Origin of the sequence: Rhodococcus sp. USK10 (assembly GCF_019378875.1) — a bacterium.
GTDB lineage: Bacteria > Actinomycetota > Actinomycetes > Mycobacteriales > Mycobacteriaceae > Rhodococcus_F > Rhodococcus_F pseudokoreensis.
The window spans coordinates 650,400-666,399 of the sequence record NZ_CP076048.1 but is presented as its reverse complement, the minus strand read 5'-3'; the positions used below and the strand labels follow the sequence as shown (position 1 = coordinate 666,399).

At 66.6% G+C, this 16,000-nt stretch carries 17 protein-coding genes; 12 read left to right on the top strand and 5 right to left on the bottom strand.

Going from position 1 to position 16,000, the window contains the following annotated elements:
• Nucleotides 1–232: 232 nt before the first annotated feature.
• Complete coding sequence (gvpJ, locus tag I1A62_RS09950) at nt 233–595, bottom strand: gas vesicle protein GvpJ (protein WP_124394039.1); 363 nt, start codon at nt 593–595, stop codon at nt 233–235.
• Between the two features lie 1,261 nt (nt 596–1,856).
• Here gvpJ and I1A62_RS09945 point away from each other — a divergent pair.
• From I1A62_RS09945 to I1A62_RS09925, 5 genes are all read left to right on the top strand, one after another.
• Nucleotides 1,857–2,186, top strand: coding sequence for an ANTAR domain-containing protein (locus tag I1A62_RS09945; protein WP_012687733.1), 330 nt, complete (start codon nt 1,857–1,859; stop codon nt 2,184–2,186).
• Nucleotides 2,183–2,419 carry a hypothetical protein gene (locus tag I1A62_RS09940; protein ID WP_257890772.1) on the top strand — a complete coding sequence of 79 codons (237 nt, stop codon included), beginning with the start codon at nt 2,183–2,185 and terminating at the stop codon, nt 2,417–2,419. Before I1A62_RS09945 ends, I1A62_RS09940 begins: the two co-directional genes overlap by 4 nt.
• 111 nt (nt 2,420–2,530) lie before the next feature.
• Nucleotides 2,531–3,157: a hypothetical protein gene (locus I1A62_RS09935; protein WP_124394040.1), complete on the top strand. Its 627-nt coding sequence runs from the start codon at nt 2,531–2,533 to the stop codon at nt 3,155–3,157.
• A 273-nt stretch (nt 3,158–3,430) separates the two neighbouring features.
• Nucleotides 3,431–3,907 carry a MarR family winged helix-turn-helix transcriptional regulator gene (locus I1A62_RS09930; protein ID WP_219458609.1) on the top strand — a complete coding sequence of 159 codons (477 nt, stop codon included), beginning with the start codon at nt 3,431–3,433 and terminating at the stop codon, nt 3,905–3,907.
• Between the two features lie 50 nt (nt 3,908–3,957).
• A complete protein-coding gene (locus I1A62_RS09925; protein ID WP_219458608.1) occupies nt 3,958–4,389 on the top strand; it encodes a DUF5313 family protein in 432 nt (143 codons plus the stop codon).
• A gap of 25 nt (nt 4,390–4,414) precedes the next feature.
• Here I1A62_RS09925 and I1A62_RS09920 read toward each other — a convergent pair whose 3' ends face one another.
• Nucleotides 4,415–5,428 carry an alcohol dehydrogenase catalytic domain-containing protein gene (locus I1A62_RS09920; RefSeq protein WP_219458607.1) on the bottom strand — a complete coding sequence of 338 codons (1,014 nt, stop codon included), beginning with the start codon at nt 5,426–5,428 and terminating at the stop codon, nt 4,415–4,417.
• A 214-nt stretch (nt 5,429–5,642) separates the two neighbouring features.
• Here I1A62_RS09920 and I1A62_RS09915 point away from each other — a divergent pair, with 214 nt between their 5' ends.
• From I1A62_RS09915 to I1A62_RS09885, 7 genes are all read left to right on the top strand, one after another.
• Nucleotides 5,643–6,569, top strand: a complete 927-nt coding sequence (locus tag I1A62_RS09915; protein ID WP_219458606.1) for a cyclase family protein — start codon at nt 5,643–5,645, stop codon at nt 6,567–6,569.
• A 44-nt stretch (nt 6,570–6,613) separates the two neighbouring features.
• Nucleotides 6,614–8,146: a long-chain-fatty-acid--CoA ligase gene (locus tag I1A62_RS09910; RefSeq protein WP_124394068.1), complete on the top strand. Its 1,533-nt coding sequence runs from the start codon at nt 6,614–6,616 to the stop codon at nt 8,144–8,146.
• Nucleotides 8,147–8,260: 114 nt separating this feature from the next.
• Nucleotides 8,261–9,499 (top strand): ABC transporter substrate-binding protein, encoded by a 1,239-nt coding sequence (locus tag I1A62_RS09905; RefSeq protein WP_124394069.1) that lies wholly within the window; start codon nt 8,261–8,263, stop codon nt 9,497–9,499.
• Complete coding sequence (locus I1A62_RS09900; RefSeq protein ID WP_124394070.1) at nt 9,496–10,281, top strand: ABC transporter ATP-binding protein; 786 nt, start codon at nt 9,496–9,498, stop codon at nt 10,279–10,281. The genes I1A62_RS09905 and I1A62_RS09900 overlap by 4 nt, the downstream gene beginning before the upstream one ends.
• On the top strand, nt 10,278–10,985 hold the full coding sequence (locus I1A62_RS09895) for an ABC transporter ATP-binding protein (RefSeq protein ID WP_219458605.1): 708 nt from the start codon (nt 10,278–10,280) through the stop codon (nt 10,983–10,985). The genes I1A62_RS09900 and I1A62_RS09895 overlap by 4 nt, the downstream gene beginning before the upstream one ends.
• Before the next feature lie 16 nt (nt 10,986–11,001).
• On the top strand, nt 11,002–11,886 hold the full coding sequence (locus I1A62_RS09890) for a branched-chain amino acid ABC transporter permease (RefSeq protein ID WP_206011100.1): 885 nt from the start codon (nt 11,002–11,004) through the stop codon (nt 11,884–11,886).
• Nucleotides 11,883–12,947: a branched-chain amino acid ABC transporter permease gene (locus tag I1A62_RS09885; RefSeq protein WP_219458604.1), complete on the top strand. Its 1,065-nt coding sequence runs from the start codon at nt 11,883–11,885 to the stop codon at nt 12,945–12,947. The genes I1A62_RS09890 and I1A62_RS09885 overlap by 4 nt, the downstream gene beginning before the upstream one ends.
• A gap of 72 nt (nt 12,948–13,019) precedes the next feature.
• Here the strand turns inward: I1A62_RS09885 and I1A62_RS09880 are convergent, their stop codons facing one another.
• Genes I1A62_RS09880 through I1A62_RS09870 form a run of 3 tightly spaced genes read right to left on the bottom strand, consistent with a single transcriptional unit; the run spans nt 13,020 to nt 15,956 of the window.
• The gene (locus I1A62_RS09880) at nt 13,020–14,393 is read right to left on the bottom strand and encodes a phosphotransferase family protein (protein WP_257890771.1); all 1,374 of its coding nucleotides are present in this window, start codon (nt 14,391–14,393) and stop codon (nt 13,020–13,022) included.
• Nucleotides 14,384–15,568, bottom strand: coding sequence for an acyl-CoA dehydrogenase family protein (locus I1A62_RS09875; RefSeq protein ID WP_219458603.1), 1,185 nt, complete (start codon nt 15,566–15,568; stop codon nt 14,384–14,386). Before I1A62_RS09875 ends, I1A62_RS09880 begins: the two co-directional genes overlap by 10 nt.
• 1 nt (nt 15,569) lies before the next feature.
• Entirely contained in the window at nt 15,570–15,956 is a 387-nt protein-coding gene (locus I1A62_RS09870; RefSeq protein ID WP_124394075.1) for a nuclear transport factor 2 family protein, read from the bottom strand.
• Nucleotides 15,957–16,000: the final 44 nt, after the last annotated feature.

The following is a 16,000-nucleotide window of genomic DNA, read 5'->3' as shown; positions in this document are numbered from 1 at the left end:
CTGTGAGGACCGCGATGTGCTCATGCGGTCGCCTCCCCGGAAACAAGGCGTGCCTAGAGGAAAAGTGTTCGTTCCCCGAAAGATCGCGCTGGAGTGGATTGGTGTAACTCGCGGCCCCCGACAGCGACGAGCAAGTGTCTCATTTGTAGTCGATCAGGCGGCCGATGTCACGGACCGACCGGTTCCCCCGAACCGGTTTCACCGCCGAGGGCGGATCTATCCGGGATCAGGTTCACTTCTGGCGTGGTGCGGGTTCGCGTTTGCTGCCCGATCCGTCGAGCAGCTCGCTGAGCGTTTCGCCCACCCCCTCGAGTACGCCCTTCGTCTTGGACTTCGTGCTGCCGCTGCCCTTGACGTCGGAAACGAGATCGGTCAGGCCCTTGGGTTCGCTGCCGATCGCGAGCCGGTTCGCCGCTTCGGCGAAGCGCAAGTAGGTGTCAACGCTGGCCACCACCACGCGGGCGTCGATGGTGAGCAGTTCGATCCCGACCAGCGAGACCCGTACGTAGGCGTCGATGACCAGGCCCTTGTCCAGAATGGTGTCGATGACGTCGGCCAGGCTGCTCGAGCTCGGGCCCCCTCCTGCTGTGGTCATCGTTGTCGACTCCCTTCACCCGGACGGCGATCGTCGCTCGACGCACACCGCACCGATCCCGACTACCCCCAACGACGGATCTTCAATCGGTCAAAAGCCCGAAGTGACTGGGTGATTCGGTGCGTGATCGTGCGACGAAACAGGCCGACCGGTCGCTCCACGCTGCTCGATCGCACGAACCCCCGTCGATCGCGCCGGGCGCGAGTTCCTCTTTCGCGGGGAAAAGAAAAGAACAGCCCGATTTTGCCGACGCGGGAAGTATTTTGCCGACGCGGGAAGTATTTTGGCGACGCGGGAAGTTCAGGCGATCGCGCTCAAAGTTGCTCACGCGACGGTCGAATTATTCCGACGCGCAGTGATAGTGAATTTCGAATTATTTGCGTCCGATTCCTTCGGCGGCATGACTTGCCGACGAAATATTCGCACATCGCGATCGGAATGATGGCCAGGCCGTCCCCAGGAGAGCCTGGCCACCGCTTATCGGACCTTTTTGCTGGTCAGCCCAGTCCGATTCCGCCGCCGAAGGTGAGGCTCAGTCACTTCAGGAACGCCTCGAATGCGACGTCGAAGTCGATTCCCGCAGAACCCATCGGAATTCACTCCTCTGCTGGTGATGAAAATTCACGGGATCGTCGATCGCCGCTTACTTCATTTATCGCGTTCGCGATCTCGCAGTGTTTCATCAATTCGGAATATTCTCACATATTGAAATTTGACAACCGTCCATTTTCATCTGAACAATGGATCGAGAGATGGGCGCCATTTCAGGTGAAGGGTTTGTTTCTGGGCCGCGCGACGGACGTCGGCCAATGCCCCCCACGGGATCGGAACGGACCGCGCATGCGGGTGTTCGGGGTCGACCAGCCGAGCCCTCAGGTATGGAAGCGGCAATGGCTGACCGCTTGGGTGTCGGCGTCCCCGAATGGCTTCGGCGTCTGATGTGTCAACGCCGTCCCCGGTCGCGTGACCTTGTCGTGCTCGGGGTCGAAATGGTGTCCAAGCCGGTGCAATCCCGCCTCGAGATAACGCTACCGTGTGGTACAGGTCACAAGTTGGTATCGCGATGTTAGTCGCGAATCGCACCGTGCGCCGTGTCACCTGGGCAAATGCCCGTAGAGTTGGACATGCGTCTAGATGACAGGTGCGGCTCGGTCCGCTAGAACTGATCGTGCATCGACAGTGACGTGACTCACATTTCGCGTCCGGACGGGACCGTCGGCACACCGGCGGCAGATGCACGAGAACGAAGGAGTTACGCGGAATGATCGAGGACAGCACCGAACCATCCCTCACTCCGGTCCCCAGCCCGACGCGCCTGATTCCGCGAAGGCGCCCCGATGGCCGGGAACTGCTCGGTACGGCCAAGGGCATTCTGATTGCAGGCCGCGGCTGCACCGACGCCCAGGCGTTCGACGAACTTCTCGACGTTGCACGACGCCATCACCTCACCGTCCTCGGCGCTGCCCGGAGTCTGGTCGAGTTGGCGGCAGGCCCGTCACCCCGACCGCGCAGGGCCGACACCGCTCGATTCGACGAGTGGGAGCAGCTGGTCGCCCAACTCCCTCCCCGCCGACACGCGCAGGCAAGTTGACGCAACAGGGGGCGGTCGGCGGTATCCAGGCCGATCCCGAAAAGATCACCGGAACGGAAACGAGCCTCCCCCGCGAAACCACGTCGTCGCTCACCGCCGACGCGGTCGTGTGGCCGGACCCGAGTCCGCTCGATTCGTGGTGGAAGCGAGTGGTCATCGACCACGCGACCGCACTCGCGGAGGGCGAGCCCTCCATTTACACCGAAGGTGAATCCTCCACACGGCACGAGTAGGCGTCCGGGTTTCGTCTGTCACTGTCGATCATTGTCTCGCCCGCGTAGGGGGAGGAGTGTGGGAGATGGGGGTTGGACGTCGGCGCCACGCGGCGCCGCCCGAGGAGAAGGATGGCCACCGTGTTTGCACGCTCTTCCACCTTTGATGCGCACCCGTCGTTCATCGACGAGGGGATCAAGCATGTGCGCGACACTGTGATGCCCGCGCTTGCCGACATCGCAGGATCCGCCGGAATGTCCCTGCTGGTCGACCGAGGCTCCGGCCGGTGCATCGCCACCAGTTCCTGGACGGACGACGAGGCTCTGCGCGCGAGCGAAGCACCTGTTCGACAGCTGCGTGACCGCATGGCCGAGGTTTTCCACGCCACCGCGACCGTCTCGCGGTGGGACATCGCGGCCCTGCACCGCGACCACCGCTCACATCAGGGCGCCTGGGTGCGGGTCGCGTGGCTCGACGTCGAGCCGGGTCACCTGGACCGTGTGATCGACGTGTACAAGATGTCCTCGCTGCCCGCCATGCACGAGCTCGCAGGATTCTGCAGCGCGAGTCTGCTCGTCGATCCGGCCGCCGGCCGGATTGTGTCGTCGATGACCTTCGACAACGCCCCGGCGGGCGGTACCGGGGAAATGGCCGAGAGCATCGGAACGTCGGAAATGTGCGAGTCCGGCGCTCGGCTCCTCGAGGTCGGCGAGTTCGAGTTGGCCATCGCTCATCTGCACGTCCCCGAGATGGCCTGACGAGAAGATCATGTGAGGTGGGCTTCGGAAGGTGACGACTTCCGTGTCCCTACGGTCGGAGTGCTCGCTGCCGACGCTCACCTGATCGGGTGACAGGTGCCACCGACAAGTGAGGGCGAACTCCGCGCCCTGTCGGCCGATGCCGGCCTCGACGACACGAGGGGCATGTTCATCGTGTTCCTCGTTGCCCGTCTGCCTTGACGGTCATCGAGCGTCTCCGATTGCTTCGTGCAATATTAGTTATCGCACGAAGCAATCTGGTAACCTCGTCGCATGTCCGCAGACGTGCAGCAGGGTGAGGCCGGCGACGATCTACTTGCTCTCGACCGGCAGGTGTGTTTCGCGCTCGCGGTCGCGAACCGGGCGGTGCTCGCCGTCTACCGCCCCTTGCTCGAACCGATGGGGCTGACGCATCCGCAGTATCTGGTCATGCTCGCCCTCTGGGGAAAGGCCCCTATGGCGGTCAAGGAGATCGGGACCGCACTGCAACTCGATTCACCCACCCTCTCGCCGCTCCTCAAGCGCCTCGAGGCGTCCGGACTGATCACGCGCACCCGCAGTCGGGCCGACGAGAGGCAATTGGATGTCGAGTTGACCGAAGCCGGTGCTGCGCTGCGGGCGGAAGCGCTGAAGATTCCGCCCGCCGTGATCGAAAAGCTCGGCGTCAGCCTGGCCGAACTCGAGGAACTGCACGACGTTCTCACCCGCGTCAATCAGGCTGCGCTCAGAGCGGGCGCGCTCGATCAGTGAGGACAACCATGTCGAATTCGATTTCAGCACAACATGAACAGGTAGTTGTCATGTCGCGAAAGACGCAACGAACACGGCCCGGACCCCTGCGGTGGCTGGGCTACGCGGTAGGCCGCACACTTCCCGACTCCATGCAGGACTGGGTCCGCAACGACCTGGTCGGTGACTGGGCCGTTCCCCGGCACCTCGTCCGCAGCATGGTCCCGTTCGTTCCGGTCTTCGCCGTGTTCTTCCTGTTCCCGGGACCGCTCGGGCTGCGAGCCTCCATGGTCTTGCTCGGAGTGCTACTCGCCGTGTTCTATGCGGTGTCCTATATGGCGCAGAACCGATCTCGACGCCTCGAGAGGCACGGGCTGCCGCCCGATCTGGAGAACCCGAAGAAGGCGTCCCGTCATGACGCCGAAAAGGCGGCGTACGAGAAGCTTCACGGACCTTCCGTCACCTGGGGCGTCGAGCGGCGCGGCGGCGACGAACTCCGCTGAAGACGGTCGATCAGCCCGGGAACGGTCACATGGTGAGGACCATGCGATAGCGCGCCCGCCCTTCCTCCATCGCGGCGTAGGCCTCCGCGGCTTCGCTCAGGGGCCGCTCCTCGATCCGGGCGCGCACGCCGGACAGGACCGCGAATTGCATCGCTTCCTCGACGTCGCGGGCGGTGCCGGAGGGGTGACCGGTGACGTTGACGCCGGGAGTGATCAGCTGCAGGGGACTGATCGGCAGTGGGTCGGGCGTGACACCGACGACGGTGAGCTCACCGAGCGGAAGCAGCCCACCGACCACGGCACCCATCGCCTTCGAGTTCGCCGCCGTCCCCAGGACCACCGACACGCCACCGAGTGCGCGTAACGCTTCACTGACGTCGCCGGCGGTGGAGTCGACGTAGTGATGGGCGCCCAACTGCCGAGCGTCGTCGGCTTTGTCGGCGCCACGAGCGATGGCAATCGTCTCGAAGCCCATCGCCCGGGCGAACTGCACCCCGAGGTGGCCGAGCCCGCCGATGCCCAGGATGGCGACGCGGTCACCCGGAACGGCCCGTGTCTTCCGCAGCGCGTCGAACGTGGTGACCCCGGCACAGCCCAGGGGCGCGGCCTCGGTGAAGGACAGTTCGCTCGGAATCCGGGCGAGCGCGTTGGCGGGAACCGTCACGGATTCGGCGTATCCGCCGGGGTACTGCCAGCTCGGCACCTGCAACTTCTCGCAGTAGATGAAGGTCCCTTTGCGGCACGGAATGCACTGGTTGCAGTGCCCACCGAACCAGCCCACCCCGACGCGGTCGCCGACGGCGTAGTTGTCGACGCCGGCGCCGAGTTCGGCTATGGTTCCGGCGATCTCGTGTCCCAGTGTCAACGGCCACGACATCTCGGGGAACGCGCCGCTGACGAACGCGTGGTCGGTGCCGCACACGCCGCACGCTGAAACGGCTATGCGAACGTGGTCGCGCGGCGGCGATGCCGTTTCGACGTCGACGAGTTTCAGTGGCTCGCCGGGGGCCTGGACGTGAACTGCCTGATGGGTGGGCATCTGCATCATTCCTGTCTGTCGTCGTGAGCGATCGAGACCCACGTTCCAGTCAAGACCCTCGGCGGAACTCCTGACAAGGGTTGACGCAGGCTGTGGGGCGCCTCTTCCGACCTCGCGCATGTCCGGTATTGACACCGGGGGTGCCGGGGGTCACAATTCACGAAGTTGACATGACTGTCACGTCATACTTTGTTCGATTGCCCGAGGAGGCAGGATGACCACGTCCATATCCGACATGCGAGAACTGGGCCGGCAGTTGAGCAACTGGGGGCGCTGGGGCGCCGACGACGAGCGTGGAACCACGAACCTCATCACGCCCGAGCGTGTGGCGGCTGCCGCTGCGCTGATTCGGACCGGCACGATATTCGAACTGGGCATCCCACTCGACGGTGACGGACCCCAGCCGGGAGGCAATCGGATCAACCCGATCAGGCTGATGGCCGAGAACGGGCAGGAGCAGGTGCTCCCCGGAGGCTTCAAATGGGCCGACGACTACGTCTTCATGCCGCTGCAGGCGGGCTCGCAGTACGACTCCCTGTCCCATGTGCACTATGACGATCAGCTCTACAACGGTCATCCCGGTACGGGGGTCACCGTCAAGGGTGCCGACAAGTGCGGGATCCACACTCAGGCGAAGGGGATCGCCGGTCGCGGCGTGCTGCTCGACGTCGCCAGGGCGCGCGGTGTGGAGTGGCTCGAGGCCGGGACGGCGATCACTCCGGACGAACTCGACGCCGTCGCCGCCGCACAGAACGTCGAGGTCGGTCCGGGCGACATCGTGCTGATCCGCACCGGTTGGCGCGCAAAGTTTCTCGCCGACCACGATCCGGCAGGATTCATGGCGGGTGAGCCGGGTTTGAGTCTGTCGTGCGCCACGTGGCTGCGGGAGCGCGACGTCGCGGTCGTGGGCTCGGACAACTGGGCGGTCGAGGTGATGCCCGGCGAGAATCCGGGGGCGTTGTTCGAGCTTCACATGGTGCTGATCCGCGACATGGGTATGACCCTTGCCGAGTTGCTCGACTTCGAGGAGCTTTCCGCCGCCTGCGCCGCCGACGGCATGTACGACTTCTTCTATGCCGGACCGCCTCTGCAGTTCACCCGCGGGGTGGGGTCGCCGATCAACCCGCTCGCGATCCGGTGAGTACCGAGTCCACCACCACCTCATCCGTTCCAAGGAGAAACTGAATGCTGGTCAGCGACATCGTCGAGTACGGCGCGCGCAAGCATCCCGACCGGATCGCGCTGCGATTCGAGGTCGAGGCAGTGACCTACGCCGAGCTGCGTGATCGCAGCCGACGGCTCGCGGGTGCACTGCTCGGTGTTGCCGCGCAGGGGGACCGGGTCGCGATCCTGTCCACCAACTGCACCGAGTACTTCGACTGCTACTACGGTGTGCCGATGGCCGGGATGGCCCTGACCATCCTCAACTTCCGGCTGCATCCCGACCAAATCGCGGCGTTGATCGAGCATTCCGGTGCCACCGTGCTGATCGTGGCCGAAGAGTTCGCCGGCGCCGTCGACCAGATCCGCGGTTCGATCCCGTCGGTGCACACGGTCGTCTCGATCGGGGCCGCCCCGGGGACCGTCGGCTGGGACGATTTCGTGGGCGTCGGACCCGCGCAGGCACCGTCGGTTCGGCCGGCACCGGACGACATCGCGTGGCTGGTCTACACGTCCGGCACGACCGGCACGCCGAAGGGCGTGATGATCAGCCACCGCAACCTGGTCAGCGGGATCACGTCCTCGGCGCTGCAGTGGGCTCTGCCGGAGGACACGGTGTTCCTGTTCTGTTTCCCGCTGTGCCATGTCGGCGGGTACGTGACGTTGCTCAACCACCTGATGGGGAGCACCGTCGGCATCGTCCGCGCCTACGACAACGCGACGTTCCTGCGTCTCGTGGAGCAATGGCAGGTCACGCAGACCGGGCTGGCACCCACGATGATCAACTTCCTGCTCCAGGATCCGGCCCTTGCCGACCACGATCTCAGTACCCTGCAGGCGATCGGGTACGGATCGTCGGCGATCCCGGCGCAAGTGCTGCGGCAGGGACTCGAACGTCTCCGCTGCGACTTCTATCAGGGCATGGGAATGACGGAACTCGCCGGCAACGTGCTCCACCTCGACTACGACGCGCATCGGCGCGCCGCCCGTGGTGAGAGCGAATTGCTGGCGGCCGCAGGCAAACCCATGCGCCTGGTCGACATCCGCATCGTCGACGATGCCATGCGCGACGTGCCCACCGGTCAGGTGGGGGAGATGGTGGTTCGCGGCGACCAGGTGATGACCGGCTACTGGCAGGATCCGGACGCGACCGCGGCCGCGTTCACCGACGGCTGGTTCCACACCGGCGACCTGGTCCGACGCGACGAGGAGGGCTTCGTCTACATCGTCGACCGGAAGAAGGATCTGATCATCAGCGGCGGCGAGAACGTCGCCTCCCTCGCCGTCGAGCAGGCCCTCTATCATCACCCCGCGGTCGCCGAGGCCGCGGCGATCGGCGTCGAGGACGCCACCTGGGGCGAACTGGTCTGTGCGGTCGTCGTTCTCCGTGACGGCGTTACCGCAACCGCAGACGACATCATCACCTCCTGCCGGGAACAGCTCGGCGGATTCCAGGTGCCCCGCCGGGTCGAGTTCGTCGACACCCTGCCCCGGAACGTCACCGGGAAGATCCTCAAACGCGATCTACGCGAACGGTTCTCCCGCACCCCGGTCTAGTCCCACACACCGCGCAGGGCGGCGACGATTCTCGTCGCCGCCCGCCGCGCGCTGCCGAAAACAAGCCAGCTGGAACGTCTTCCGTCCCTGTGCCTTCCCCTCAACGGAGCAACCATGAAACGTACCCTCGCCGCGGGCCTGACCGCCCTGTGCGCCGCCGCGGCCCTGACCGCATGTTCTGGCCGAGATGACACGTCGACCGCCGCAGGTGGCTGTGATCCCGGCATAACCGACGCCGAGATCCATTTCGGCACCAGCCTGGTCCAGTCGATCGCCGGACCCCAGGCGACCGCGGCATCCGCCCTGTTCGACGAGATCAACGCCGCCGGCGGCGTCGCGATGGGCGATGGCAAGTCCCGCAAGATCGTCTACACCGCACTCGACGACGGGTACGACCCGGCGCGCACGGTCGGCAATGTCAGGTCACTGGTCGAACAGCAACAGGTGTTCGCGATCCAGAATCTGATCGGCACCGCGTCGACTCTCGCCGTCGTCGACTATCTCGCGCAGAAGAACGTCCCGCTGGTATTTCCCATGACCGGCACCGACGAGCTGCTCGCCACCCTCGACGAACGGCCCGTGGTGGCCGGCGCGGTCAACCCGCAGACCGGCTGGGAGGTCGCCGAGCGGGCGAAACAGATCCTTCGCGACCACCCGCAAGGCAAGGTCGCGGTGCTCTACTCGAACGACAGCCTGGGCAACGGCAGTCTCGACGCACTGAAGTCCGCCCTCGACGGCAGCGGCACACAGATCGTCGCCGAGCAGTCGTACGAACAGACCACACCGTCCGTGGACTCGCAGGTGGTCAACCTCGCGAGCTCCGGAGCCGACGTGTTCGTCAACTTCGCCACCGCAGGCTTCGTGACCCAGTCTCTGAAGAAGGCCCACGAGTTGAGCTGGACGCCGGAGACGTACATCTACTCCGGCGCCACGGACACCAACTTCGTCCTCGCTCCGGCCGGTCTCGACGCCGCCGACGGCGTGCACTCGTTCTACTGGATCTACGACGTCAGCAGCACCGACCACGACCAGGTGCCGGGCGTGCAGGAATGGCGCGCTTTCGCCGATCGGCACGCCGACGCGTTCAAGTCCTCCGACACCATCGCCGCCACCGGGTACAACACCGCTCAGCTGCTGGTGGCCGCACTCGAACAGATGAAGGGGTGCACCCGCGCCGATCTGCTCGATTCCGTCCGGAATCTGCACGCGGTCACCACCGACCTGTCCATCGACGGTGTCACGTTCGACACGAGCGCGGACTACCCGTACGCGATCACGTCGATGGCGCCGATGACGTTCCGCGACGGCAGCTGGCACTACGACGCTGTGGTCACGCGCAGCGCCGAACGATGACCGCCCGGCCACCGGATGTGCCGACGCTGAAGGTCAGCGACGTCCGGTTGCGGTTCGGAGGAGTCGTCGCCCTCGACGGGCCGTCGTTCACGATCGAGCCCGGACAGATCGTCGGGCTGATCGGCCCGAACGGCGCCGGGAAGACCACCCTGTTCAACTGCATCAGCAGACTCTACGAACCGGATTCGGGACAGATCACCTTCGGGGGCGCCGATCTGCTCGCGCTGTCGGCGGACGGGGTCGCCGACGCCGGGATCGCGCGCACCTTCCAGAACATCGGCTTGTTCCCGACGATCTCGGTGCTCGACAACATCCTCACCGGGGCCTACTCGCGCACCCGGGCGGGCTTCCTCGCCACCGCGCTCGGACTTCCGCGCACCCGCAGGGAGGAGGCCGGCGAACGGGACGAGGCCTGGGCTCTGCTCGAGTCGATGAATCTCGCGCACGTCGGCCGCGAACCGGCAGGTAACCTGCCCTACGGCACCCTCAAACGGGTCGAGCTCGCACGGGCATTGATGCAACGACCTCGCCTGCTGATGCTCGACGAACCGGCGAACGGACTGATCCACGAGGAGGTCCTCGAACTCGCCGACACGGTCCGCCGGTTGCGCGACGAGCGAGGATTCTCGGTGCTGCTCGTCGAGCATCACATGGCCATGGTGATGTCGATCTCCGACCGGGTGGTGGTGCTGAACTTCGGTCAGAAGGTCACCGAGGGCGAACCGGCAGAGGTCGCTGCTCACCCCGAGGTCATCGAGGCGTACCTGGGCGGTGCGGCATGAACCTGCTCACCGTGGAAAACCTGCATGCCCGATACGGCCGTGCGGAAGTGCTGCACGGCATCGACTTCCGGGTACCGGCGGGGGAGGTGACCGTGGTACTCGGCGCGAACGGCGCAGGTAAGACCACCATCCTCCGGTCGATCTGCCAGATGGTCCGCACCAGCGGGTGCATCAGGCTCGACGGTCGCGACATCACCGGCATGCGCAGCGACCGGATCGCCCGGCTCGGTGTGGCCCATGTTCCGCAGGGCCGCGGCACCTTCGGCACCCTGACGGTGGAGGAGAACCTTCGCGTCGGGGGATTCACGACGTCGGCGGCGATCACCGACCGGGCCGTCGAGCACTGGTACGACTTCTTCCCGCGACTACGCGAGCGACGCAACCAGCAGGCGGGCGGGCTCAGCGGCGGTGAACAGCAGATGCTCGCGATCGCCCGCGCGCTGGTGGCCGGGCCGCGTCTGCTGCTGCTCGACGAACCGTCCCTCGGCCTGGCCCCGCGCATCACCCAGGAGGTTTTCCGTGCGCTCGGCCGGATCAGCCAGGAGACCGAGACCACGATCCTCGTGGTCGAACAGAACGCGCACCTCGCCCTCGAGATCGGCACGTCCGCGGTTCTCGTCGACGCGGGCCGAGTCGTCGCCCAACGCCCCGCCGCCGGATTGGCGCACGACGAGTCGGTGCGACGCGCCTACCTCGGCTACTGAGCACAGGAGAGTGGTCATGGATGTATTTCTCCAACAACTGGTGGACGGGCTCATGTGGGGCGCCCTGTACGGCGCGTTCGCGCTGAGCATCGTCCTGGTCTACCGCGCATCGGGAATCGTCAACTTCGCGCAGGGCGAGATGGCGATGTTCTCGGCGTTCTTCGCCTGGCAGTTCCACGCATGGGGTGCGCCGCTGTACCTTGCCGTTCTCGGCGCGATGGCGGTCGCCTTCGTCGGGGGAGCCGCCACCGAACGGGTACTGATCCGGCCGCTGGCATCGTCCCCGAACCACATGCCGCTGGTCATCATCACCCTCGGCCTGATGCTGGTGCTCAACAGCGCCGCCGGCTGGATCTGGGGCGTGCAGAGCAAGGAGTTCCCGGCGATCGTGTCCGGGCCGGTGCTCACGCTCGGTCCTGTCGCGGTGTCCCAGCAGTCGCTGGTCATCGTCGCCGCCGTCGTCGTTGTCGCGGCGCTGCTGTTCGTCCTGTTCCAGCGAACGAAGGTCGGTCTGGCGATGCGTGCGGCGGCAGACAACCCGGACTCGGCGCAATTGATCGGTGTGCCCGTCGGCCGGATGCTCATGATCGGCTGGGGCCTCGCCGCGACCATCGGAGCCCTTGCCGCCTCCCTCGCGGCGCCGCAGCTGTTCCTGCAACCGAACATGCTCGTCGCCTCGCTGATTTACTCGTTTGCCGCCGCGGTCCTCGGCGGCCTGGACAGCCCGGTCGGTGCACTCGTCGGTGGGTTGTGCGTGGGTGTCGCGGAAAACCTTGCCGGCACCTACATTTCCTGGATCGGCCACGACTTCAAACAGGCCGTGGCGTTGGCCCTCATCCTCGGGGTGTTGCTTCTCAAACCCGAGGGTCTGTTCGGTGCACGGAAGGTGGCCCGAGTATGAGAATCGTCGAATTGCTTCGCCGTCCCCGAGCCGAACTCGACCCACCACGGTGGCTGGCGAGAGCGACCGTTGCGGCGGTGATCCTCGTGACGGCGGTGGCGCCGTTGGTGTCGGCGCCGTACGTCAACTTCGACCGATCCATGGTGCTGGTGTACGTGGTGGTCGGGCTGGGACTGAACCTGCTGACCGGCAACACCGGTCAGATCTCTCTCGGCCACGGCTTCTTCTTCGCCGTCGGTGCGTATCTCAGCGCCGTGCTCGTCGAGAATCACGACGTCCCGTACCTGCTGCTCCTCCCGGTCGCGTTCGCGGTCTGTTACGTGATCGGGTATCTGTTCGGCCTGCCCGCCCTGCGGCTCCACGGACTCCAGTTGGCGCTCGCGACCCTGGGGCTGGCACTGGTCACCCCGGCGGTGATCAAACGGTTCGAGCACGTCACCGACGGGCAGGCGGGAATCAACATCGCCGGCGCCGAGCCACCGGCATTCAGCGGCCTCGAACGCGACCAGTGGGTGTACTTCCTGTGCCTGGTGGTGGCGCTGATCGCCTTCTTCGTGGTGCGCCGACTCTCCACCGGCCGGATCGGCCGATCACTGATCGCGATCCGGGACTACGAGGCCGTCGCCACCACGCTCGGCGTCCCGGCCACCCGCACGAAGACGACGGTGTTCGCGCTCAGCGCGTCCTTGGCCGGTGTCGGCGGCGTGCTCTACAGCTTCGTCGTGCAGTACGTCGGCCCCGAGGCATTCGGGCTCCCGCTGGCGATCGCGTTCATCACCATGATCGTCATCGGTGGCCTCGGGACCGTCCCCGGTGTGGTGTTCGGGGCGTTCTTCGTGCAGTACGTGCCGCAGTGGACGGCGGAGATCAACCAGTCGGCTGCGGGCATCACGTACGGTGCGGCGTTGATCGTCTTCATCTTCGTGATCCCGTACGGGCTGATCAGCGTGATCCGGTGGGTGTTGGCGCCGCTGGTGAACAAGATCCCCGGCACTCGCCGCCACAGGGCGGCTGCGTCTTCGGCCGACGAGGATCCGCGGGAGCTGGTCGTCTCCCACTGACGAACTATAGGAGCCCCGAATGCGGGAAGTGCCCGGCGGACGAATCCGCCGGGCACTTCTCGCTTTTCGCGGCTACCGGTTCAGGTGTCGGGGATTGGCCACCCGCAGGCGGGCCAGAACGGCGATCGAGATCGCCCGGCGCACGCCGTCCTTGCGATAGTCGAGCGCCCCGTCGCGAATCCGCGCGGCAAGCTCGGCCTCGGACGTGCATCCGAGCGCACCGAGGGCGCCGTCGAGCAGGGAATCGGCGCCGTTCCCGGCTTCGAGTTCGCGCCCCGCGGTGCGCAACAGGTTGACGCAGATCCGCAGGAGATACCGCTCCCGCTCGTGCGTTCCGTCGAGGGCCGGTCCGAGATCGTCGGTCAGGGTGCCGGCCACGAGGTCGAGGATCTCCGCGACGCTGGGCCGATCGTGCACGGTGCGCCCGGGTGGCGCCGGCGGGGGAACGGGAGCGGCGTCGTCGAGCAGTCCGAGGACGTCGAGCAAGTCGTACTCGGATTCGCAGACCCGGCGTCCGATGGCCGCCAGCTCGAGGGACCGCTCGGCCCCGCCGAGGTGACGTTCGGCCTGAAACCTGCTCAGCACCAACCATCTCAAGGTTCCGAACGTTTCCCACCAGTGCAGTTCGGACAACGACGGTCTCGTCCCGGTGGCTTTCTCGTAGCCGTCCAGGAGTTGGTCGCGGGTGCCTATCCCGGCGACCGGCGCGGCCGCGCCGAACCGCCACGCCCGCACGCACAGCCAGCCGAGGTCCTCGACGGGATCACCGAGGTGAGCGAGTTCCCAGTCGAGCACCCCGCGGATGCCGGTTCCGTCGACGAGGAGGTTGCCGATCCGGAAGTCGCCGTGTACCAAAGCCTGCGGTCGAGACGGCGGACGGTGGTCGCGCAACCATCGCAGACCCACCTCGACCGCGGGCCGGGGTTCGCCGAGGTCGCGGTAGGTGGCCTCGAGCGCGTCCACCCGGTCGGTGGTGTCGAGCACGGCGAGAGAGTCCAGGGGAGTCCGGTGGATCAGGCCGAGGACGTGACCCATGTACTCGGCGAGACGGCTGCGCACCTCGTCGAAGGCAGGGTCCCGCTGCAGTTTCCGGGGGAGCGATTCGCCCTCCACCTTGTTCATGATCAGATACGGGGCGTCGATGCCGGGCGCGGTGTCCCCGGAAGCGAGGACGGTGGGCACCGGGACGCCCGCGGCGGCGGTGGCCCGCAGGCACGCCACCTCCGCGCGCATCCGGGCCGCGTCGCCGTGTCCGGGCGGGTCGCGGCGCAGCACGACGGGCCGGGGTTGCCCGTCCGGGCCTTCGGCGTCGACGGCCCACACCTGCCTGCTGGCGCCACCGGTCAGCTGCCGAGGTTCCCCGACCGTGGCGTCTGTGCCGTAGGCGGAGGTCAGGACGGCGCGGATGCCGTCCGCGAGGGCCACGGGAGCGTCGGTCATCGCCATGGGGCGGCCTCGGGATCGCGCAGCAACCGGCGGGCGGTCGACATGCGGTGTACCTCGTCGGGACCGTCGTAGATGCGAGCGTACCGCGCCTGCCGGTACATCCGCTCGAGTGGGGTATCGGCGGTCAGGCCGAGCGCCCCGTGAATCTGGATGGCCCGGTCCACGACGTCGTGGAGCATGCGGGCGCCCCAGAACTTCACCAGTCCGATGCGCACCCGGGCGTCCTCCCCCGCGTCCATCGCGCGGGCGGCATCGAGAGTCATGAGCCGGGCGGCGTGGATCTGGGCGGCGGATTCGGCGATGTAGCGGTGCACTTCACCCTTGTCCGCGAGCAGCGAGCCGTGGGTGTAGCGGGTGTTCGCGCGCGCACACATCAACTCGTATGCGCGCTGAGCCTGCCCGAGCCACCGCATGCAATGGAATATCCGGCCGGGCCCGAGCCGGTCCTGGGCCACCGCGAAGCCCCTGCCGCGTTCGCCGAGGAGATTGGCGGCGGGGACACGCACGTCGGTGAGCCGGACCTCGTAGTGATCACTCGGGTCGTGCCCCATCGTCGGGATCGACCGGACGATCTCGAATCCGGGGGTGTCGGTCGGCACGATGATCGCGCTGATGCGCTCGTGCCGCGGGGCGGTGTCGGGTTCGGTCCGGGCGAAGACCGAGCAGTAGCCGGCGTCCTTCACTCCGGTGGTGAACCATTTGTGTCCGTTGATGATCCAGGTGTCGCCGTCGAGTTCGGCGCGCGTCTCGATGAGGGTGGGATCGGATCCCGCCGCGTCCGGTTCGGTCAACCCGACGGACGGGAGGAAGTCCCCGGCGACCAGCGGGGGAATCCACCGCTGCCGCTGCTCGGGAGTGCCGTGTTTGTGCAGCATCAGGGTGTCCTGCATGGACACCGAGCCGACGGCCAACTGGCCGAACTCCGAGCGTCCGATGATCTCGTTGAGATGGACGAAGTCGAGGAACGGGACACCCCCACCGCCCAGTTCGGCGGGGTGGCCGAGCGCCCACAGGCCGAGTGCCATGGCCCGCGCGCGCAATTCGGCGATGGCCTCGTGTGCGGGGCCGTCCTCGTTCACCAGAGTGGGTTCGGCGGGGATGACGGCGTCGTCGATGAACGAGCGCATCCGCGCGCACAGTTCGGCGAGCGGGACGGCGGAACGGGTTCCGGTCATGTCACTTCTCCCGTCGCCGGTCGGCCTGCGCGCGCAGGGGCAGGGTGGCGGCGGAGTCGACGTACTCGTCGATGCGGGTGATCCGGCCGTCGTCGACGCGGACGAACAGGCACGCCGGCACCTCCAGCGGTCCGTGGCCGGGTAGCGTGGCGCGCAGGACGTGCTGCTGGGCGAAGCCGCCCGGCAACTCGTGGCGGCGGATGTCCTCGTAGCGCAGGTCCTCGAGAGTGCGCGAGAGCCAGCGCAGCACCTTCAGGTTCTCGGTGACCGTCTGTTCGCGTCCGTCGTCGTTGTGCCAGATCCGCGCGTCCGGTGAGTACAGCTCGGTCAGTGTCGCCTCGTCGCCGTCGCCGACGGCGGCGAAGAAGCGATCAGCCAGCTCGTTCATGGGAAAATCCGTCTCTTCCGTGTGGTGCTGCCTGCGGCGCGGCG

Bases quoted from the DNA above. Each gene is read 5' to 3' on its own strand.
- I1A62_RS09945 (WP_012687733.1), top strand. From the start codon at position 1,857: ATGATCGAGGACAGCACCGAACCATCCCTCACTCCGGTCCCCAGCCCG.
- I1A62_RS09905 (WP_124394069.1), top strand. From the start codon at position 8,261: ATGAAACGTACCCTCGCCGCGGGCCTGACCGCCCTGTGCGCCGCCGCG.
- I1A62_RS09880 (WP_257890771.1), bottom strand. From the start codon at position 14,393: ATGGCGATGACCGACGCTCCCGTGGCCCTCGCGGACGGCATCCGCGCC.
- I1A62_RS09920 (WP_219458607.1), bottom strand. From the start codon at position 5,428: ATGCCCACCCATCAGGCAGTTCACGTCCAGGCCCCCGGCGAGCCACTG.
- I1A62_RS09930 (WP_219458609.1), top strand. From the start codon at position 3,431: ATGTCCGCAGACGTGCAGCAGGGTGAGGCCGGCGACGATCTACTTGCT.
- I1A62_RS09875 (WP_219458603.1), bottom strand. From the start codon at position 15,568: ATGACCGGAACCCGTTCCGCCGTCCCGCTCGCCGAACTGTGCGCGCGG.
- I1A62_RS09895 (WP_219458605.1), top strand. From the start codon at position 10,278: ATGAACCTGCTCACCGTGGAAAACCTGCATGCCCGATACGGCCGTGCG.
- I1A62_RS09900 (WP_124394070.1), top strand. From the start codon at position 9,496: ATGACCGCCCGGCCACCGGATGTGCCGACGCTGAAGGTCAGCGACGTC.
- I1A62_RS09870 (WP_124394075.1), bottom strand. From the start codon at position 15,956: ATGAACGAGCTGGCTGATCGCTTCTTCGCCGCCGTCGGCGACGGCGAC.
- gvpJ (WP_124394039.1), bottom strand. From the start codon at position 595: ATGACCACAGCAGGAGGGGGCCCGAGCTCGAGCAGCCTGGCCGACGTC.
- I1A62_RS09910 (WP_124394068.1), top strand. From the start codon at position 6,614: ATGCTGGTCAGCGACATCGTCGAGTACGGCGCGCGCAAGCATCCCGAC.
- I1A62_RS09935 (WP_124394040.1), top strand. From the start codon at position 2,531: ATGGCCACCGTGTTTGCACGCTCTTCCACCTTTGATGCGCACCCGTCG.
- I1A62_RS09890 (WP_206011100.1), top strand. From the start codon at position 11,002: ATGGATGTATTTCTCCAACAACTGGTGGACGGGCTCATGTGGGGCGCC.
- I1A62_RS09925 (WP_219458608.1), top strand. From the start codon at position 3,958: ATGTCGCGAAAGACGCAACGAACACGGCCCGGACCCCTGCGGTGGCTG.
- I1A62_RS09885 (WP_219458604.1), top strand. From the start codon at position 11,883: ATGAGAATCGTCGAATTGCTTCGCCGTCCCCGAGCCGAACTCGACCCA.
- I1A62_RS09915 (WP_219458606.1), top strand. From the start codon at position 5,643: ATGACCACGTCCATATCCGACATGCGAGAACTGGGCCGGCAGTTGAGC.